The 19,966-nt window shown below is 62.9% G+C and carries 16 protein-coding genes; 10 read left to right on the top strand and 6 right to left on the bottom strand.

Going from position 1 to position 19,966, the window contains the following annotated elements; translation table 11 throughout:
* Positions 1-30: 30 nt before the first annotated feature.
* Both CS1BSM3_RS27920 and CS1BSM3_RS09740 read right to left on the bottom strand, forming a co-directional pair.
* Entirely contained in the window at positions 31-516 is a 486-nt protein-coding gene (locus CS1BSM3_RS27920; RefSeq protein WP_143149136.1) for a hypothetical protein, read from the bottom strand.
* Complete coding sequence (locus tag CS1BSM3_RS09740) at positions 516-2,597, bottom strand: ATP-dependent helicase (RefSeq protein ID WP_072386865.1); 2,082 nt, start codon at positions 2,595-2,597, stop codon at positions 516-518. Before CS1BSM3_RS09740 ends, CS1BSM3_RS27920 begins: the two co-directional genes overlap by 1 nt.
* 273 nt (positions 2,598-2,870) lie before the next feature.
* Here CS1BSM3_RS09740 and CS1BSM3_RS09735 point away from each other — a divergent pair, with 273 nt between their 5' ends.
* From CS1BSM3_RS09735 to CS1BSM3_RS09725, 3 genes are read left to right on the top strand one after another with little or no spacing between them, the layout of a single operon-like run.
* The gene (locus CS1BSM3_RS09735) at positions 2,871-4,148 is read left to right on the top strand and encodes an SIR2 family protein (RefSeq protein ID WP_072386864.1); all 1,278 of its coding nucleotides are present in this window, start codon (positions 2,871-2,873) and stop codon (positions 4,146-4,148) included.
* Complete coding sequence (locus tag CS1BSM3_RS09730; RefSeq protein ID WP_072386863.1) at positions 4,145-6,166, top strand: ATP-binding protein; 2,022 nt, start codon at positions 4,145-4,147, stop codon at positions 6,164-6,166. The genes CS1BSM3_RS09735 and CS1BSM3_RS09730 overlap by 4 nt, the downstream gene beginning before the upstream one ends.
* On the top strand, positions 6,163-7,056 hold the full coding sequence (locus CS1BSM3_RS09725) for a 3'-5' exonuclease (RefSeq protein ID WP_072386862.1): 894 nt from the start codon (positions 6,163-6,165) through the stop codon (positions 7,054-7,056). Before CS1BSM3_RS09730 ends, CS1BSM3_RS09725 begins: the two co-directional genes overlap by 4 nt.
* Positions 7,057-7,264: 208 nt before the next feature.
* Here CS1BSM3_RS09725 and CS1BSM3_RS09720 read toward each other — a convergent pair whose 3' ends face one another.
* On the bottom strand, positions 7,265-10,507 hold the full coding sequence (locus CS1BSM3_RS09720) for an error-prone DNA polymerase (RefSeq protein WP_072386861.1): 3,243 nt from the start codon (positions 10,505-10,507) through the stop codon (positions 7,265-7,267).
* 213 nt (positions 10,508-10,720) lie between these two features.
* Between CS1BSM3_RS09720 and CS1BSM3_RS09715 the strand changes: the two genes are divergently transcribed.
* From CS1BSM3_RS09715 to CS1BSM3_RS09700, 4 genes are all read left to right on the top strand, one after another.
* Positions 10,721-11,179, top strand: coding sequence for a mobile mystery protein A (locus CS1BSM3_RS09715; RefSeq protein ID WP_072386860.1), 459 nt, complete (start codon positions 10,721-10,723; stop codon positions 11,177-11,179).
* Complete coding sequence (locus CS1BSM3_RS09710; protein ID WP_072386859.1) at positions 11,172-11,759, top strand: mobile mystery protein B; 588 nt, start codon at positions 11,172-11,174, stop codon at positions 11,757-11,759. The genes CS1BSM3_RS09715 and CS1BSM3_RS09710 overlap by 8 nt, the downstream gene beginning before the upstream one ends.
* A gap of 578 nt (positions 11,760-12,337) precedes the next feature.
* Positions 12,338-13,168 (top strand): bis-aminopropyl spermidine synthase family protein, encoded by an 831-nt coding sequence (locus CS1BSM3_RS09705; RefSeq protein ID WP_072386858.1) that lies wholly within the window; start codon positions 12,338-12,340, stop codon positions 13,166-13,168.
* On the top strand, positions 13,165-13,746 hold the full coding sequence (locus CS1BSM3_RS09700; RefSeq protein WP_072386857.1) for a hypothetical protein: 582 nt from the start codon (positions 13,165-13,167) through the stop codon (positions 13,744-13,746). The genes CS1BSM3_RS09705 and CS1BSM3_RS09700 overlap by 4 nt, the downstream gene beginning before the upstream one ends.
* A gap of 1 nt (position 13,747) precedes the next feature.
* Here the strand turns inward: CS1BSM3_RS09700 and CS1BSM3_RS09695 are convergent, their stop codons facing one another.
* The 3 genes from CS1BSM3_RS09695 to CS1BSM3_RS09685 are packed head-to-tail and all read right to left on the bottom strand — an operon-like array spanning position 13,748 to position 16,162.
* Positions 13,748-14,395 carry a hypothetical protein gene (locus CS1BSM3_RS09695; RefSeq protein WP_072386856.1) on the bottom strand — a complete coding sequence of 216 codons (648 nt, stop codon included), beginning with the start codon at positions 14,393-14,395 and terminating at the stop codon, positions 13,748-13,750.
* On the bottom strand, positions 14,388-15,386 hold the full coding sequence (locus tag CS1BSM3_RS09690; protein WP_072386855.1) for an ImmA/IrrE family metallo-endopeptidase: 999 nt from the start codon (positions 15,384-15,386) through the stop codon (positions 14,388-14,390). Before CS1BSM3_RS09690 ends, CS1BSM3_RS09695 begins: the two co-directional genes overlap by 8 nt.
* 14 nt (positions 15,387-15,400) lie before the next feature.
* Positions 15,401-16,162, bottom strand: a complete 762-nt coding sequence (locus CS1BSM3_RS09685; RefSeq protein WP_072386854.1) for a hypothetical protein — start codon at positions 16,160-16,162, stop codon at positions 15,401-15,403.
* Between the two features lie 565 nt (positions 16,163-16,727).
* On the opposite strand from CS1BSM3_RS09685, the gene CS1BSM3_RS09680 reads away from it, so the two are divergent.
* From CS1BSM3_RS09680 to CS1BSM3_RS09670, 3 genes are all read left to right on the top strand, one after another.
* Complete coding sequence (locus tag CS1BSM3_RS09680) at positions 16,728-18,845, top strand: ParB/RepB/Spo0J family partition protein (protein ID WP_072386853.1); 2,118 nt, start codon at positions 16,728-16,730, stop codon at positions 18,843-18,845.
* A gap of 104 nt (positions 18,846-18,949) precedes the next feature.
* Complete coding sequence (locus CS1BSM3_RS09675; protein WP_072386852.1) at positions 18,950-19,288, top strand: hypothetical protein; 339 nt, start codon at positions 18,950-18,952, stop codon at positions 19,286-19,288.
* On the top strand, positions 19,281-19,925 hold the full coding sequence (locus CS1BSM3_RS09670) for an antitoxin of toxin-antitoxin stability system (protein WP_072386851.1): 645 nt from the start codon (positions 19,281-19,283) through the stop codon (positions 19,923-19,925). Before CS1BSM3_RS09675 ends, CS1BSM3_RS09670 begins: the two co-directional genes overlap by 8 nt.
* Positions 19,926-19,966: the final 41 nt, after the last annotated feature.

The raw sequence follows: 19,966 nt of genomic DNA, 5'->3' as shown, positions 1-19,966 counted from the left end.
TGAACTCTCCGCCGTTCAGCAGAACCGCCGTCAGGGATGGGATTGAAGGACGGCTTCGATCTCGCTTTTCAGGCGAGCAGCCTCACCCTGACTGTCGTAGTCGCGGGTCTTGTGCGTGTAGCCGTCTCGGCTGGTCATGACCACCCGCCAGGTCGGCCCCCCACTGTCCCAGTCGACCTCCTCCACCGAGAAGCCAGCGATGTCCGAAAGTGCGTAGCGGTAGCCGCGTCTCCAGAACGGATTGCGCGTCTTGATCTCGATACCGCCGGCGTGACGTGCCAGACCACCGCGTCGCCGAGCAAGCCGCCGGCAATGAACAAGAAGCCCACCGCCCATCCGCCGGCGATGATCAGCAGGAACCAGGGACTGGCCATGTTGAGAACGGCCAGACGCCGCGCCACAGCTCCCAGGTTGACATGAGAACCGCAAAGCCGCCGACAGCGAGGAACAGGAGCCGTTGAACAGCGGCACCGGCACTTGGTGGTGGAGCTCGCTGCCGTTGCCTGCGCTGGTCATCACGATCCCGTCTGGCGCCATCGCCCGCGCATGCGCGCACCGAGGTCGACCGTAACGCCGCTCGATGTCACGCCCGTGTGCGCGGCGCGGACGGTACGGGGCCAAGTCTGCTGCTCAAAATGCTGCGTGATGGATGGGGGAATGAAGCGCGAGCGCATGGCATAGAGATGTTTGTCGCCGGACTTCGCCTGCTGCGTCGCGTAAAAGCGATGCGGGACGATGAGGCTCAAATGATCTTTGGCTCGTGTCATGGCGACATAGAGAAGGCGCCGCTCCTCCTCGATGTCCTCCGACGAGCCGGTGCCCAGATCCGATGGGATGCACCCATCGACAACATTCAACACGAACACCGACTTCCACTCCTGCCCCTTGGCTGAGTGAATGGTGGAGAGGATCAGGTAGTCCTCGTCCCGTGACGGCACGCCGGACTCGTCGCTCGTCGCGCTCGGCGGATCGAGCGTAAGATCCGTGAGAAAGCGCGCCCGCGTCGGATAGCCGGCCGCAATGCGTTGCAACTGATCGAGATCGCCAACACGGACGACAGCGTCCGGATAGTTCTGCTCAAGGTGCGGCTGATACCATTGCCGGGCGAGATCGAAGCCAGCCGGCCATGATGCTGCATGGTCAATCAGGCCCTGCATGAGCGCGACGAGCTCGCGCCACGGATCGATCGCCTTGGCGGGCGGCCGGAACAGGGCGAGAGCGTCGGTCGGTGATCGACCGGCCATGCTGTCGAGCACCTTGGCGGCCGTGCCCGGTCCGACTCCTTCGAGAAGCTGGATGACGCGAAAGCCGGTCACGCGATCGGACGGATTTTCTGCCCACCGAAGCACGGCAAGCAGATCCTTCACGTGCGCTGCCTCGATGAACTTCAGTCCACCGAACTTGACGAAGGGGATGTTGCGTCGCGTGAGCTCGATCTCGAGCATGGCGCTGTGGCTCGCCGTGCGAAACAGCACCGCCTGCTGCTTCAGCGGCATGCCTGCTTCCCGGTTCTCCAGGATCGTCGTCACGATGTAGTTGACCTGGCCGAGGTCGTCCGGGACGGTCACGAGGGCAGGCTTCTCGCTCGAAGTACGGTCCGAGAACAGATCCTTGGTGAACCGCTCGCGGGCAAGGCCGATGACGGCATTCGACGCAGCAAGGATCGGCTCCGTCGAGCGATAGTTCTGTTCCAGGGTGACGATCGTCGCCGGCGGCCGGAACTGGTTTGGAAAATCCAGGATGTTGCGCACCGAGGCCGCGCGAAACCCGTAGATCGCCTGCGCATCATCGCCAACGACCGTCAGGCCGGCGCCGTCCGGCTTCAGGCCGCGCAGAATCGACGCCTGCAGGGCGTTGGTGTCCTGGTATTCGTCGACCAGGACGTGATCGAATAGTGCGCCAATCTCACCGGCGAGCTCCGGCACCTGCATGAGCTCGCCCCAGTAGAGCAGGAGGTCGTCGTAGTCGAGAACGTGCTGCTTCTGCTTGGCGTCGACATAGGCATCGAACAGCTCACGCAGATCGTTCTCCCACTCCGCGCACCATGGATATTGCTTCCTGAGCACCGCTTCGAGCGGCTCGGCGGCATTGACGGCCCGAGAATAGATGCCAAGACAGGTGCCCTTGAGCGGGAAGCGCTTCTCCTTCTCGGACAGGCCGAGCTCATGACGGACCAGATTGATCAGGTCTGCAGAGTCCTCGCGATCGTGCACGGTGAAGCCGGGATCGAGGCCGATCGACTTGGCGTATGAGCGTAGGAGCCGTGCGCCGACGGCGTGGAATGTGCCTGACCAGCTGATCGGGCTTCGGCCGGGGATGGAGACTTGTCCTCTTGTGGCGGCGACGATGCGCTCGGCCCGCAGCTCCATCTCGGCGGCCGCACGACGAGAGAAGGTCAGAAGCAGGATGCGGCCCGGATCAGCACCGTGAAGGAGCAGATGCGCAACACGGTGGGCTAGCGTGTTGGTCTTCCCCGAGCCGGCGCCGGCGACCACCAGCAGCGGCCCGGCGACGTTGGCACCCGTCGCCGCAACACCATGGCCGACGGCGCGGCGCTGCGAGGGATTGAGGTCTACGAGGTAAGAAGTGCCAATCATGCCTATCCGCACACAGTGTTTCATGACAGCTTGATCATGATTCGTTCGCAACTGCCAAATGATTGCAGGTGGACACTAGTTCGGTCCAACTCCAGTGCCCGGACCGAATCAGTCAACTCGCTCTCTGCGAAAGGGGTGTGCTCCCAATGGAAAAGGGCGACCGCCACTGGAAGGCATCGACAGTCCGAGAGTGGGAGCCGCATTTTGCTCCGTAGATATCGCTGCCGCACTTTGGGCGGCACCAAATGTATTGGGACATGATTGGGGGAAACCATGCCTGAGGAGGCAGCAGACCAAGCAGCGAAGCGCACATTCAGTTTTGTCAAAGGTGACGAGGAAGAGGACGGGAACTGTCAATGGCCGGACGATGCCGAGAGAGTCCGGCAAGCTCTCGGAGAATCTCTGAATGCCAGAAATGTGGCCTTCCTGCTCGGCGCGGGGTGCTCATCATCTTACTCCGGCGGGCAAGAAGTCGGCATCCCGACCATGGCCCCCTTGGCGAAGGAATTCACGAAGAAACGTGAAGACGATGATCCATCATACCCAACAGCGAAAGAGCGTGACCTGCTCTCCAAGGAGTTCGGCATCGACTTCGGCGCCGAGGACTATGCGCGCAATCTCGAGAGGTTGATGGAAGTCCTCTACAGCCTTCGTTTTTTCCTCGGCCGAAGCTCGGCTAAGGAGTCTGCAGCTCAACTGGAAGCGATCAACGCGCTAATCAAGAAAGCCCAGTCGTTCCTCTGGGTCAAGTGTACGTCAGGCCAGTTCGCCAAAGGCGATAACACGGTCATAGGGCTCTATGAGGCATTCTATCGCAAGCTTGTACTCCGCGATCGATCGCTGCCGAGACCCTGGGTCTTCACCACCAACTATGACTTATTCAACGAGACCGCCATGGATCGCCTGGGTCTCCCGTACGCGAATGGCTTCTCTGGCGTTGTCGAGCGCCGATTCAATCCGGCGACGTTTCGGTATGCCCTCGCCGAACAGCTCGATCTAACAAGCCGCAAATGGTCCGCCGTGGATGGGTTTGTGTATCTCTGCAAGCTTCATGGATCCATCAGTTGGATTGAAGATGATCACGGCCTCTATCCAATTCGGGAAACGACCGTCACGAAAGACCCGGGCAAGGTGATGATCTATCCCACGCCAGCGAAGCAGAACTCCGCCCTGGGATCGCCCTATGCCGATCTGTTCCGCGAGTTTCAATCACGCATCGTGCGCGAGCAGAGTGTGCTCTTTACTGTCGGCTACGCCTTTGGAGATGAACACATCAACAACATCATTTATCAAGCCCTCACGATACCGACCTTCAGGTTGGTCATATTTGTCGATCCGACCTTGAAAGGGGAAATTGCCAAGCTGCGCTCTCTCAATGACCCACGCATCTGGATGATCGGAGGAGAGGGCGCCGAGGACGGTCGCAAAGCGCACTATTTCGATACAGTCATCGAAGAGTTCATGCCGCAACGTCCGAGCGAGCGGATCGACGAAGCCGTGCAAAAGGTTCTCGAATCCATGTCTCCCAAGAGGAAGGGAGCAGACGAATGAGCCGAGACGACAGGAAGCGTGCCATTGGAAAGATTGTCTCGGTCGCAGCCGATCGCTTTGTCGTCGAAATGCACGCAGGGACGGACAACTTCACAGTCGTCGGCTTTGACGATGTCCACTATGTGGCCCGGCTCGGCTCTTTCCTAATGGTGCCCGTGCAATCGGAATACGTGGTGGTCGAAGTCGTGGGTCTGCGCGAGCGCGACATCGGAGGGCCTTCCCAGGGCGATGGTATCCTGGACAAGGCATCTTCGGCCAAATACCTCGACGTGGTCCCAGTTGGCATGCTGCCGCAGGATCGGTTAGCCAAATTCCGCTTTGGTGTCTCTGTCTTTCCTTCGCTCTATGCCGATGCGCTCTACGCGCTGGACGTGGAGCTCGATCGAGTGTTCGAGACGGATGCGCCTGTGGAGGGGGTTCCAGTCGTCGGCGAAGTGGCTGCGACGCCGCCCGATGCCACGCGCTACCGCGCGCTCACGATTGGAAAATCCGTGGTGTTCAAGGGATATGACGTCAAGGTCCGGATCGATGATTTCTTTGGTGGCCATACTGCTGTCCTCGGAAATACCGGAAGCGGCAAGTCCTGCACCGTGTCATCGGTCCTGCAATCCTTGTTCGCGAAGCCGGATGAGCATCACGCGCGTGGCGCCACGTTTGTCGTCTTCGACGTCAACGGAGAGTACACGCAAGCGCTCTCGCCTCTGGCTAACGATGCGGGCATCGGAGTAGCCCGAGTAGTCTTGGATGGAACGGCGAATGAAGGACGATTCCGGCTGCCTCACTGGTTCTTGGAGCAGTCAGAGTGGGAGCTCCTTTTGCAGGCGAGCGAGCGGACGCAGCTTCCCGTGCTGCGGACGGCCCTGGGCCTTACGGGCCTGTTCCGCCAAAACTCGGTCAGAGGGCTTGAGATCAGGGAGCACTTCATCGCGACCTGTATCATCGAGTGTTTTCGAGGCGCCGATGGGGATTCGCCCGTATCGAAATTTCAGCGTGTAGTGTCGCTTCTTCAGAAATATCCCACAAAAGATCTGAGCACCAGCTTGCTGCAGAAGTACGGCGCCAACTACCAATACGGGAACTTTCAACCTAGCACCAATCTGGAGAAGTTCCTGGATGAGGTCCGGGTCAAACTGCGTGAAGACGTTGAGCTCCCAGCCTACGACCGCTCACCTTTCACGTTCGGCGATCTCGAGGAGTGCCTCGACTTCGCGATCCTCTACGAAGAGGCTCACGGGAACAGGCAGATCCGAGACTACTGTTCGCAGATGATGACGCGATTCAAATCACTCAAGGAACGGCCGGAATACCAATTTCTCCGGTACGAGTTGCGGCCGGCAGAACAGGAGCCGTCCTTGGTTGGCTTCCTCGAGACACTTCTCGGACTTGCTTCGGCCAACAGTCAACTTGTCAAACAGAACCAGATCATCATCGTCGACATGAATTCGGTCGAGGATGAGGTGGTCGAGCTGGTTGCTTCCGTCCTCGCCCGCATGGCGTTCCGTCTGCTCAGGCAGGCGGAGCCCAGAAATCGGTTTCCGGTTCATCTGCTTCTGGAGGAAGCACACAGGTACATCGCGGAAAGTCCGTCGCGCTACGCCATCGATGCCAGCCGGATATATGAGCGCATCGCTAAGGAGGGCCGGAAGTATGGGCTGTTTCTGCTGGTTGCATCCCAGCGACCAAGCGAACTCTCCAAGACTGTCCTCTCGCAATGCTCGAATTTTGTTATCCACCGCATTCAGAACCCGGACGACCTCTCCCAAATACGCCAGATGACGCCGTTTATTTCGGAGGCCGTACTCAAACGATTGCCGTCACTACCGAAGCAGCACGCGCTCGTATTTGGAACCTCAGTGAACCTGCCAACAACCTTCCGTGTTCGCGATGCCGTTCCATTGCCAAAGAGCGATGACGCAAAGATCCTCGATCTCTGGTTCCACGAGCAGGGACGTGCCGCACAAGTCACGATCGCCGCCGCGGCGGGTGACGCTGGATCCGGAGGCGCCGAACCACGATGACCGACACGGTAGACCTCGAGGCACTTGCAGGCGTTCTGGACGCGAGTGGAAACTATCGTATTCTTCGCCGCCTCAAGCCATGGCGGCCGCGAAGTGCAACGAGCAACCGCGATAGCCGGTGCGGCCTCCTCGTCGATGTCGAGACCACTGGTCTCAATGTGGAGAAGGACGAGATAATCGAGTTGGCCATGCTGCCCTTCCGCTACACGCTCGCTGGAGAAGTGGTCGATGTGTTGGAGCCGTTTGATCGTCTGCGGCAGCCGCTGCATCCAATTCCGGAAGTCGTAGCCACCCTGACAGGTATCACGAACGAAATGGTTGCCGGCAAGACGATCGACTTAGATGAAGTGGCTGCGATTGCAGCGCAGGCCGATCTGATCATCGCCCACAACGCGGCGTTCGATCGCCGTTTTCTAGAGCGCTTGGCGCCGGTCTTCGCAAAAAAGCCGTGGGCCTGTTCGCTGTCCGAGATCGATTGGGTGGCAGAGGGCTTCGAAGGAACGAAGCTCGCCTATCTCGTGGCCGGCTACGGATTGTTCTATGATCGACATAGAGCAACGAACGACTGCCTGGCTGCCATCGAGATCCTTTCTCGGATACTGCCAAAGTCGGGCGTGACCGGCCTCGCGCAGCTTCTCGTGCACGCGCGCCGATCCATGTGGCGTATATGGGCAACGAACGCGCCGTTTGAGTTCAAGGACATCTTGAAGTCTCGAAACTACCGCTGGAACGGCGAAGAGAATGGACGACCGAGAGCATGGTATGTCGACGTTTCCGATGAAGAAAAGGACGCCGAGATCAATTTCCTTTGGCGCGAAATATACAAGAGTCGAGTCGAGCTAAATATCGTCAACATCACGGCATATGATCGCTACTCAGATAGGGTGTGAGGCCTCCATCGATCTATTTCGGAATTTCCACCAGCCGCCGTTTGGTGGCGACCTCAACAAATCCAAGACCGGAGGGTCGACGCCCTTTTTTGCAATCGGTCAGGCCCGGACGCCCCCGTTTGCGGATGCCGTTCTGAGTGTATTCGCGAGAGGGCGAAAGCTCCGCGATACCGGAGGGTGGGCAAAATGATACACCATTCCTCATTCCTCAATGAAAATCCCGCGATCGATAGCCGCCGGCCCGCCTGCCGCGTGATCGGCCGCCGGCATCGCGCGGATCGTGGCTGTTGGTCTTGACGTGATCGGCCCGCGCCAATGGGGCATTGAGGGTGTCGCGGTCGCCAAGCGTGCCGAGCAGATGGCTGAGATCGACGAGGCGCTGCGCGATGACGTGGATGACAAGACCCTCGCGCTGCAGCGGTCCTTCGACACCAAGCAGGCTCGCCGTCAGCACCGTGCGGCGATACTTCTCGAACACCTTCGGCCAGACGATGATGTTGGCGATGCCGGTCTCATCCTCAAGCGTCGCGAAGATCACGCCGCTTGCCGTGCCCGGTCGCTGCCGCACCAGCACCAAGCCCGCCACCTTCAGACGACGGTTGTTCGGACGTGCGGCAAGCTCCTCGCAGCGCACGCAGCCCAGCTCGGTCATGTCGTGACGTAGAAGCGCCATGGGGTGGGCCTTCAAGGAAAGATGCAGGCTCTGGTAGTCCTCGACCACGTGCTCGCCGAGCGACATGGGCGTGAGGTTGGCATCGGGCTCGTCGAACACTTCGTCCTCGCCGATGGCGGCGAACAGCGGCAACGGCGCCGCCGCCGGCAGCGCCTTGATGTCCCACAGCGCCACGCGACGATCAACACCCACCGAGCGGAACGCATCGGCATTGGCGAGGTGCTCGAGCGAAGCCGCGCGCAGGCCGGCACGTCGCCAGAGCTGCGGGATGTCGGCATAGCCATTGCCGCGGGCCGCGACGAGCTTCTCGGCATCGGCGGCATTGAGGCCGGAGACCTGACGCAGGCCGAGACGGAGGGCGAAGCGGTCCGGTGTCTCGGGCGCGGGCTCGAGCGTGCAATCCTGCGCGGAGTGATTGATGTCGACGGGCAGAACCTTCACGGTGTGATCACGCGCGTCGCGCACGATCTGCGCCGGCGCGTAGAAGCCCATGGGCTGCGAGTTGAGCAGCGCGCAGGCGAACACCGCCGGATAGTGCCTCTTGATCCACGCCGAGACGTAGGCGAGCTGGGCGAAGCTTGCCGCGTGGCTTTCCGGAAAGCCGTACTCGCCGAACCCTTCGATCTGATTGAAGCAGCGCTCGGCGAAGCCGGGATCGTAGCCATTCCGCGCCATGCCCTCGATGAACTTCTGCCGAAAGGTATGGATGGTGCCGGTATGGCGGAAAGTGGCCATGGCACGGCGCAAGCCGTCGGCCTCGTCGGCGGAGAAGCCCGCGGCCACGATGGCGATCTTCATCGCCTGCTCCTGGAACAGCGGTACGCCGAGCGTCTTACCGAGCACGTCCTTCAGGGCCGGCGAGGCATAGGTCACGGCTTCCTCGCCGTTGCGTCGGCGTAGATAGGGGTGGACCATGTCGCCCTGGATCGGGCCGGGCCGGACGATCGCCACCTCGATGACGAGGTCGTAGAAGCAGCGCGGCTTCAGGCGCGGCAGCATCGTCATCTGCGCCCGGCTCTCGACCTGGAACACGCCGACGGAGTCGGCATGGCACAGCATGTCGTAGACGGCCGCATCGTCGCGCGGCACCGAAGCCAGATCGAAGTCCTTGCCGTAGTGCTGTTTGATGAGGTCGAAGGCCTTGCGAACGCACGTCAGCATGCCGAGTGCCAGCACATCGACCTTCATCAGGCCGACGGCCTGCAAGTCGTCCTTGTCCCACTCGATGACCGTGCGGTCGACCATGGCCGCATTCTCGATCGGGACGAGATCCGCCAACGGTCGCCGGGTCATGACGAATCCGCCGACGTGCTGCGACAGGTGCCGCGGGAAGCCGATGAGCTCCTGTGCCAGCGCCAGGGTCATGGCGAGCCGCCCGTCAGTCGGATCGAGGCCGATCTCGCCGACCTGCTTGTTGGAGACGACCTTGCTGCTCCAGCCCCAGGTGCCCTTGGCAAGACCGCCCACCACATCCTCGGACAGGCCCATGGCCTTGCCGACCTCGCGGATGGCCGAGCGGGCGCGATAGCGGATGACGGTCGCGGCGAGGCCCGCCCGCTCGCGCGTGTACTTGCCATAGATGTACTGGATCACCTCCTCGCGCCGCTCGTGCTCGAAATCGACGTCGATGTCCGGCGGCTCGTTGCGCGCTGCCGAGATGAAGCGCTCGAACAAGAGATCGTGCTGTGCCGGATCGACGGCGGTGATGGCCAGGCAATAGCACACCGAGCTGTTGGCCGCCGAGCCGCGCCCTTGGCAGAGAATCTCCTTGCTGCGTGCGAAGCGGACGATGTCGTGCACCGTCAGGAAATACGGCGCGTACTCGAGCTCGGCAATCAGCGCCAGCTCATGCACGAGGTTGGCGCGCACCTTCTCGGGGATGCCGTCGGGATAGCGCTCGCGGGCGCCGATCCACGTCAGGCGCTCGAGCTCCTGCTGCGGCGTGCGGCCCTCGGTTGTCAGCTCGATCGGATATTCGTAGCGCAGCTCGTCGAGCGAAAAGCGGCAGCGCTCGGCGATCTCGACGGTGCGGGCCAGCGCATCGGGAAACCCCTCGAACAGCAGCGCCATCCGCTCGGGTGACTTCAGATGCTGCTCGGGGTTGGGCGCGAGCCGCAGGCCGGCGTTGTCGATGGTGCAGTGCTCGCGAATGCAGGTCAGGATGTCATGAAGCGGTTTGCGTGTTGGATCGTGGTACTGCACGTCATTGGTGGCGACGAGCGGCGTGCCGCAGCGTTCGGCCAGCTCGGCGAGCAGCGCGATCCGATGCCGGTCAATTCCGCTGAGACGATGTGTGCCGGCGAGATAGGCCGCACCGGGGAAGGTCTCCGCGAGCTTCGACAGAAAGGTCGCGAAGCTGTCGCTGCCGTCCGCTGTCGGATAAAGGCCGCGCTCCGGCGGCAACGCGATCGTGATCTGGCCTCTGGCGTGCGCCAACACGTCCTCGAGCGTCAGATGGCATTCGCCCTTTGGTGCCCGGCGGCGGCCGATCGTGATCAGCCGCGAGAGCCGTCCGTAGGCCTCCCGGTCGGTCGGGTATATGAGCAGGCTCGGCGCGTCCTGCAGGTCAATGCGTGCGCCGACGATGAACTGGAGCTTGACCGCCTTCGCGGCCACGTGCGCCCGAACGATGCCAGCCAGGGTGTTGTGGTCAGTGACGGCGATGGCCCGGTGACCCAGCCTGGCGGCAACGGCGACCAGCTCTTGGGCATGCGACGCGCCCCGCAAGAAGCTGAAATTGCTCGTGACTTGCAGCTCGGCGTAACCGGGACGCGACATGACAACTTCCACCCTGAAAGCCCGCGACGGGGGCGGCACAGGGGAACTTTTCTATGAACAAATAAGGAACATTGTCAACACGTGGTAGCATCAGACATCATAGTCGTTGACTGTACTCATCATATAGACATCAATATCGTTGACTTACAGGCATATATGGTCAATTATTCTATTGACCTAAGTCTGGGCTACGTCAATCGAATCGGTGACCAGATGTCCCTCAACCCGACCCTCAGAGCCGCGCGGCGGGCGCTCGACCGCCAGTTGCCGGCCACTGCGGCCATCCGCCAACTGCCGTCCCTGCACCAAGGCTGGATCGCTGCCATCCGCAAGGCCATCGGCATGCCGCAGGAGACTCTGGCCAGCCGCCTCGGCCTGCACAAGCAGCGCGTCTCCCTGCTCGAACAGCGGGAACGCTCCGGCGACATCAAGTTGAGCCAGCTCCGCGACGCCGCCGACGCGCTCGGCTGCGACCTCGTCTATGCGCTGCTGCCACGCGAGCCGCTCGATGCCATGGTCCAACGCCGCGCCCGCGAGCGGGCCGCGCACGAGCTCGCTGCCGTCGAGCGTACCATGCAGCTCGAGGACCAGGCGACGGGCATCGACGCCGAGCGCATCGACGAGTACATCGCGCGTCACATCACCGAGAAGGATCTCTGGCGCGATGGCTGACAACCTGTTCGAGCAGCCGAACAACGCGACGCCGCTCAGGCCCGAGGAAGTCCATGCGCTGCGCGTGCCGGTCGTCGATCGCCGGCAGCTCAACGAGATCGAGGCACTCAATGTTACGGAGGGCCGCGCCTGGGCGCTGCGCTCGCGCAGGGATCATCTCACCGACAGCTATCTCACCGAGCTGCACAGGCGCATGTTCGGCACGGTGTGGACGTGGGCCGGCGCCTACCGCGCCCATGAGGTCAATATCGGCAACGTACCGCCGCACGAAGTCCCGGTACGGGTCCGAGCGGCCCTCGACGACGCCCGTTACTGGGCCGAGCATGAGACCTACGGCGCACACGAGCTGGCGATCCGCCTGCATCACAGGCTCGTACTCGTGCATCCGTTCGTCAACGGCAACGGGCGCTGCACCCGCGCCATGGCCGACATCGTCGTCCACCGCATGAAGGCCGCACCGCTCACTTGGGGCTCGACCTCACTCATCGACACCGGCGCGGCACGCGCCGCCTACATCGCCGCGCTGAAGCGGGCGGACGATCACGATTTCGAGGCGCTCATCGCGTTTGCGACGTCCTGAGACTACTGGTGTCCCAGGGCTCGACGACGCGCATACGGCACCGACCGGACCCGTTCGCCGGGCGCATCAGATCCTGTGTCTTCAACAGATCAGGGATTAGTTAGTTAGTTTAATTAGTTCCAACTTATTCGGCAGCCTGCCGTGCCTCTCCAAGAGGTCGGCGGTTTGTTAGTTTGTTTGTTTAGTTAGTTAGTTGGAACTTATTCGGCAGATGGCCCACGGTCCACGACGGGCGGCGATGGGACGTTTCTCTACACGCCCCACACGGGGGACCTCTTCCAAATGTGCACATTGGCGTGTAGCCGCGTCTGACATAGCTCGCCGTGGCCGCCAGAGACATGGAGCTGGCAGTCGCCGTCGGCAACCTGCTTGACCCGAACCTGGGCGATCTGGGCACCGTCGGCTTAACGACATTGCCCCCTGCGGCGGCACGATCGAATCTGGTGTAAGACTTCAAGCAGCCCGTAGTTCGATGCCCAATTCAGGCGTTGTGTCGCAACGCGGTGGGTGGGCGCGTTTCGCCGTCGAGGTGAGACAATATTCACACGGGTATGGGCGCGTCGTGCCGCAGGTGACCGATGACGAAACCGATCGATCTCAAGCAGGCCATCAACGCCATCTCGGACGTTGTGCAGAATCGTCCACGCCCGCTCCGCGAGTTCGACCAGATCTATATGAAGACCGGCGACATGGTGATGCAGAGCGAGTTCGTCGCCAGCTGGGCCGACGCCAAACGCCTCGCCTTCATCGGTGACGGCGACGCCATCAGCATCTGTGTCGCCTACCTCCAGAACCGCGGCATCATCGACTACGGTCCGTCGCGCATCACCGTCTTCGACTTCGATGAGCGCATCGTTCAGGCGGTCAAGCGCTTCGCCGACAAGGAGCGGCTCGAGCATCTGGACGCGACCCTCTACAATTGCCTCGACGCCTTTCCGTCCGTGCCGAAGTTCGACTGCTTCTACACCAACCCGCCGTGGGGTGCCTCCAACAACGGCGAGAGCGTCAACGTCTTCACGCAGCGAGGCATGGAAGCAATCGGCTATGACGGTCACGGTCTCGTCGTCATTGCCGACGACGAGGAGCTCGACTGGCCGAAACAGGTCCTGGCGAGCGCCCAATCGTTCGCCCTCGATCGGGGCTTCTACGTATCCCGCATGGCGCCACGGCTGCATCTCTATCACCTCGATGACGCGCCGGAGCTGCGCTCCTGCAATCTCGCGATCAGCGCCCTGCCCGGCAACGGCCGCGCCATCGCCAGCGATCCCATCACCGACCCGCAGCGTTTGGCAAATTTCTACGGCCGATCAAAAGCGCCGCGGGCCCGCTATATCCGCGAACGCAAGACCCTCAACTACGGGATGGCGCACGACGACGAATACCACCTCGAGCTGATGGATAAGACATGACCACGATTGTACGCCCGGGGGCCGCTGTCCTCTTCATGAAGGTCGGTACCCACGCACAGGAAACTCTTGAAGACATCATTGCGCGCAAATCCAAGGAGATCACCGACACCGGCTTCGCCATGTGGGGCTATGGCGGCAACACCTGCCACCCGCGAACCATGGTGCAACCCTTTGCCGATGAGATGGCCGCCCGCAAGGAACCGATCCTCCTCTGCATGCAGGCCATGCAGTCGAACCATTTCGCGGAGCCGCTGCGCGCCACCGAGTACTCCCCCGATGGCATCGAGTGGCTGGCCGTACCCGAGACGGTCAACGTGCGCGGCTCCCGCTTCGCACTGGTGATCAAGGATCTCCGGCGCGAGGAACACCTTCTCCCGCTCAACCAGACCAGGGTCGCCGTCGGTAATCAGCGCGGCCGCCTCGGCAGCCGCTACGTGCAGGGCCGTGTCGACAAGGCCTGCCTCGAAATCCTGCCCGAGCCCGAGCGCACCAATCAGCCGGAGAAGGACCTGATCAAGATCGACCTGGTGGCCGAGCTGGCCGATCCCTATGCCGTCTTCCTGCGCGACCACCGCTGAGCTAGGCGGACAGTCCCGTCCCGCTGTGCTCCCGTAGGTGCGCGATGTAGCTCTGGAGCCCATCGATCATATTACCCTTGTCGCTGCCCCCGCTCGCGCACCCGCAGCAGATCGCCGCCGTCTTGTCGATATCCGCCTCGCGGCACACGCGCGCCGCTAGCTCCTTGTCGCCCAGCAGCTCAAGCAGCATCATCAGCACCTGCTCGAAGCAGACCACGCGGCCGGCGACCTCCACCTCGCGCGCCAGCACCACTGTGATCGCGCGCAGCGCCACGATCGCCCTCTTGTCGCCCGTATAGAGCTTTTCCGGTCCTCGAACGAGCAGCACGGCCAGCAATTGGCTCTCGCCGCCGTCGAACGCAAGGTTCGTAGTCCGCGCGATATCTTCGATCTCTGCAGCGAGCGCGAGCTCGGTATCGGTAGGCTCGACGCCTTCGGCCCAGGCCAGCAGCACCTCGAGATTGCGCAGCGCGGCGTCCTTGTCGCGCACCCGCGACGACTTCCGGATCTTCTTCGGCAGCACGAATTGCGCGAGGCCCAGGCGGCGCGGTTTCTCCCGCCCCTCGAACGTCCCCTGGAAGGCCGCCCCCAAGTCGTAGCAGCTCAGCTTAAAGACCACATCGCTGTCGACCAGATCGGCCTCAGGCATCCCCCGTCCCCGCCACGACCCTGATATAGTCGCCCATGTCATCGCTGACCGCCGACCAGTCGAGCTGACCCGACGCAATTCGGTTCACTTCCTCACGGACCGGTTTCGCCTCGGTATAGATCGACCGCAGGCTCGCCATCCCCTTCGCCCATTCGCCGCTCTGATAGGCGTAACACATTGCCAGGGTCCCGGGCTCGATCCGCTCCCTCGGTCCCGCTTCCTTGACCGCCTCCGCCAGCGCCCTTGCTCCGAAGCGAATGGTATCGGGCTGGATCACAGGCTCCTTCGTCCCGGTCAGGATCTCGAGCGCGAACTCGTCGGCCGCCCTTTCCTCGGGATCGGCATCGGGGCCCGTGCTGCCCGGCTCCTCAAGGTCAACGATCGAGCCACCGTCTGCCAGGTGGCCCAGGATCATGTGTCCCAGCTCATGCGCCAGCGTGAAGGCGATCGGTGCAGGATAATTGCCGTCCTTGCCCAGAAGGATGGCATACCGTCCGTCCGCCTTGACCACCATCGCATGCATCGACTTGGCAGGCAGCGGGAACACCTTCAGATGGATGACGGGGGTGCCTAGCCCCCAGCAGGTCGAGAGCAGGCTCTGCAGATCCACATAGGCGTTATGGGCAAGAATCATGCGCCTGAGCTCACCGGCTGTGATCCCTCCCCATGCGACACCGGCGCCCGTCATCGCGATCAGCTGCCGGCCGATCGATACGCCGAACGAGCCGAGCGCGCCACGTTCAGCCTCGCTCTCGGCCGTGACATGCTTGAAGCGCGCATGATCGCGCCAGACGAACTCCACCCGTTCATCGAACAGCGATTTGGGCGACAGCCCCAGTTTTCTTGCCACCGCGAAGCAAAGCTCGGCCCGCGCCGACGGCGAGCTGTTGGCGCCATCGCTCCACCAATCCGGCCAAGCCGCTTCGATGACGCGGTTGCTCAGGCCCGACTCTCGCAGCGTCTTCCGCAGCTTCTTCGCGTCGACATCCACGTCCGCTCACCTCCTCAGGCTGCGAACAGGGCCAGCTGCTGCTCTCCGCTCTTCCGCCGGCGCCGACCTTCCCATTTGAGACCCATCACCAGCCGCAGCCAGTCCGACGGCGAGATATGAGCAAGGTCCTGCAGAGCCTCCAGCAACTCGCCCTGCTTTCTCTTCGGGATCTGCAAGGGACTACCGAGCTTCACCCAATAGCCTTTCGTGAGCACGGCTCGCAGGTTGACGCGGTAGGCGGCGCTGCCAATCGTGTCCCCCACGCGCCTCACCAGGGCCGTCACTTGCGAAGCGCCAACCGGACGCCCGGCCTCCGACACGTTGCGCCAAATCGAAGGATCGAAAGGTCCGAGGTCATCGAGAGCCAACGCCTGGTCCGTACGGCACATCAGCGCGTAGTGCGACCGACCGCCGGACTTCGCACCGCTCGTAATGAGACTGTTCACGGGCAAGTCACGCTCCCGGCCCTCCGCGTCGATGTAGCTTCGCCACACGACGAGACCCGCAGGCGTCACGTCTGCCGGCTTCGGCCGCGACTTCATCAGCGAGAACACGACGTCGACTTCCCTGCCTCCCCGCGACACCTCGCCGAGGCTCCGCGGCGGTGCGCTGCCAATGCCCCAGCAAAACAAGCCGTCTCCAGCTTTCCGCTCCAATTCCTTGCGGGCGATGATAGCCTCGATCGGCTGACCCGCCTCCGCCTGCATGCGCGTCCAGCACACGACCGGCGAGAGCTCCGCGTCCGTTTCGATCTTCTTTTGCCTGATCGTCCTCACGGCTCGGCCTTTCTTCAATATCGCCCTTCGGGCGAATCGTACCTGACTCGTGGCGCTCCCGATAGAGTCTGCGAGGCAGCCGCTAGTCGTGTAGGAGATGGCCTGCTGAGCCGAAATCTCTGCGACTCAGCTCTATAAAGTTTGGCAAACGCCGCCAGCGGGATGCCGAGTGGGAAGACTGCCGGCGAAAGATCAGAGTCTGAAAGCTTCTCGGTCGGCCGCCCGGCTTCAGCGGTTTGTGATTTCGGACAAGGGTTTGGGCGCCTTCGCGGCCTGCGGCCGCTATCGGGCCCTACCTCGCGGCCTGCGGCCGCTCGCCCGAGCCCCGCACGGCGGGTCTCGGCCCAGTCGGGTTACGGTCACCGGGCGCGGACCATGATGGCGCGACGCCACGATGCGCAAAAAGCCATGTCGTTGAGCAACGCGGCAGACCGCGACCGCAACGCGCCCGTTGGACGGCCAGCGGCCGGCTGCCGGGGAGAGAGTCAGAGGGAGGCGGCAGTTATCGTGACGGGCTGAAGGGATGAGAGAAGGTCTCTCGCCGGCCCGTCGCGGAGAAACTGCCGTGGCCAAAGCCGAACCAAAGATCATTCTGTCGTCATCGCGCGACATCCCCTTCAACAAGCTCGTTCTGAGCCAAGCGAATGTCCGCCGCGTGAAAGCGGGCATCTCGATCGAGGAACTCGCCGAGGACATCGCGCGACGCTCGCTGCTCCAGGGGCTGACCGTCCGTCCTCAGCTCGACGACGACGGCAACGAGACCGGCATGTACGAGGTGCCGGCCGGGGGGCGCCGCTATCGCGCCTTGCAGCTTCTCGTCAAACAGAAGCGCATGGCGAAGACCGCGCCGGTTCCCTGCGTGATCCGAGACGTCGACGCCACGACTCTGGCGGAGGAGGACTCGCTCGCCGAAAATGTCCAGCGCGCCCCGCTCCACCCCCTCGATCAGTTCCGAGCTTTCCAGACGCTGCGCGGAAAGGGGCTTGGCGAAGAGGAGATCGCCGCCACCTTCTTCATCGGTGTCAACGTCGTGCGCCAACGCCTGCGTCTGGCGGCCGTGTCGGAGCGGCTACTCGAGGTCTATGCCGACGATGGCATGTCATTGGAGCAACTCATGGCATTCACCGTGAGCACCGATCATGCGCGCCAGGAGGAGGTGTGGGCGACAGTCGGCGACTCCTACAACGACACGCCCCATCACATCCGCCGGATGCTTACCGAGCAGACCGTGCGCGCTTCGGACAAGCGGGCACGCTTTGTCGGCCTCGAGGCCTACGAGACGGCCGGCGGCATCGTCCTGCGCGATCTCTTCGAGGCCGACGATGGCGGCTGGCTGCAGGACGCGGCGCTTCTCGACCGCCTGGTTGCCGACAAGCTGAAGACGGAAGCCGAGACCATCGCCGCCGAAGGCTGGAAGTGGATCGAGGTCGCCGGCGATTTCCCCTACGGCCACACGCGCGGTTCGCGCGAGCTCGATGGTGTCGAGAAGGCGATGACGGCCAAGGAGAAGAAGACGCTCAAGGCCTTGAACACGGAGCAGGCCAAGATCGAAGCCGAGTACCAGGATGCCGAGGAGGTGCCGGACGAGGTCGACCGGCGGCTCGGGGAGATCCAAGAGGCCATCGAGGCGATCGAGGAACGGCCACTGACGTTTGATCCGGACGAGGTCAAGCGTGCCGGCGCGTTCATCAGCGTCAGCTCCGACGGTAGGTTGCGCGTCGAGCGCGGCTTCGTCCGACCGGAGGACGAGGCGCCGGAGCCGGTCGAGAGCGGCGAGGAACGCGAACATCGTGGTGACGAGGCCGATCCCGCGACGCCTTCAATCCAGCGCACGGTCATCACGCTTGGCGGCCAGCCCGCTGAAGCCGACGAGGAAGACGAGGAGGATGGCATCAAGCCGCTGCCGGAACGGCTGATGACGGAGCTGACCGTCTATCGCACACTGGCATTGCGCGATGCCGTTGCCGGCAATCCGCATGTCGCCACGACGGTGCTCCTTCACAAGCTGGTGCGCGACACATTCCGTCATCGCACCGTGATCTCGTGCCTCGACGCATCTGTCCGCGAGGTCCTCTTCCCCGCGCAGCCCGATGGGCTCAACGACAGCCCTTCGGCGAAGGCCGTCGAGGAACGCCATGCGGGCTGGAAGCGCGATCTTCCCGATGATGACGACGCGCTCTGGGACTGGCTCAACGCTCTCGATGAGGCGAGCCGCATGGCGCTGCTGGCCCATTGCGTCAGCTATGGCGTCAATGCCCTCTACGAGCGCGGCGATCGCTATGGCGGCAGTGCACTCTCGCCGCATGGCGTCCGGCAGCGCATCGCCGAGGCCGATCGCCTTGCCCACGCGCTCGGCCTCGACATGGCCGAAGTGGGCTGGCGGCCGACGGTCTCCAACTACTTCGGACGCATCACCAAGGCGCGCATTCTCGAATCCGTGCGCGAGGCCAAGGGCGAGCAGGCGGTCCAATTGATTGATCACCTGAAGAAGCCGGACATGGCCAAGGAGGCCGAGCGGCTTCTCGCCGATAGCGATTGGCTTCCCGAGCCCCTGCGCGGTCTCGATCTCGATGCCGGTGGTGATGGGGAGGCAACGGACGACGCCGGTGCGCTGCCCGCCTTCCTCAACGCGGAAGATCCGGGCGAGCCCGACTCCCAATCGACCGTGCTTGCGGCCAAGTGAGCCACCACAGCGGAGCGGCCATCGCGCCGCTCCGCTCCCATCCCCATCAGCCTGCGTTCGCGGCCCGCCGACCTCGGCGGGCGCCGATCTTTGGAGTGTTCGCCATGCCGATCTTCATCATCGAAACAACCTTCCGTCTCCCCGTCTATCGCCGCCACCGTTACGCGGCCGACACGCTCGCTGAAGCCTGCCGCCTCGCGATCGCGGACGACAACTGGTCCCAGCAGAAGGAGGACATCGATGGCTCGGGAGATACCTATGTGACGGGCGTCTGGCCGCAGCACATTGAACCCTACGATGTGCCGACGCTGGCGATCCCATCGGAGTTTGACGAACTCGTGCAGCGCAAGGCGGATTGCTTTGACGCTCTTTTCGCCTTGGCCACTAGCGCGGCCATCACCTGGCTCGCCATCGTGCTGGGAGGCGGTGATCGAGATGCCTGAGATCATCGAGACCGCCGTCTATCACCTCGACGAGCTCTCGGACGCTGCGGAGGAAAAAGCCCGCGCCTGGTATCGCGCAGGCGCCTTCGACCATGACTGGTTCGAGTGCGTCTATGAGGACTTCGAGAGCGTATGCAAAATCCTCGGCGTCCGCCTCGACACGCGCGCCGTTCGCCTCTACGGCGGCGGCACGCGAGGCAAACCCTGCATCTGGTTCTCCGGTTTCTGGAATCAGGGTGACGGCGCCTGCTTCGAGGGGCGCTACAGCCATGCCAAGGCGGCATCACGCAAGATCCGCGCACATGCGCCTAATGATGAGAAGCTCCACCGCATCGCCGATGCGCTCCAGGCGACTCAGCGCCGGAATTTCTATCAGCTCCACGCCGTCGTGACCCACCGCGGCCGCGCCCACCACGAGCTCAGCATGGCGATCTCGGTCGAACGCGACAGCCCTGTCTCACAGGAGATGACCGCCGACGCCGAAGATGCCGTCATCGAGGCGCTGCGCGATCTCGCCTGCTGGCTCTATCACCAGCTCGAACGTGAATACGAATGTCTGACCTCCGCCGCCGTCGTCGACGAAGCAATCGTCGCCAACGAATACACCTTCACGGAGGACGGCCATCGGTTCGGCTGATGGCGGGCGGCGCGGGCGGGCGTCGAGGGAGAGGTTGGCTG

Source organism: Hyphomicrobium sp. CS1BSMeth3 (assembly GCF_900117415.1).
GTDB lineage: Bacteria > Pseudomonadota > Alphaproteobacteria > Rhizobiales > Hyphomicrobiaceae.
Note: the sequence above shows the minus strand (reverse complement) of the source record. Positions and strands in the feature narration are given on the sequence as shown.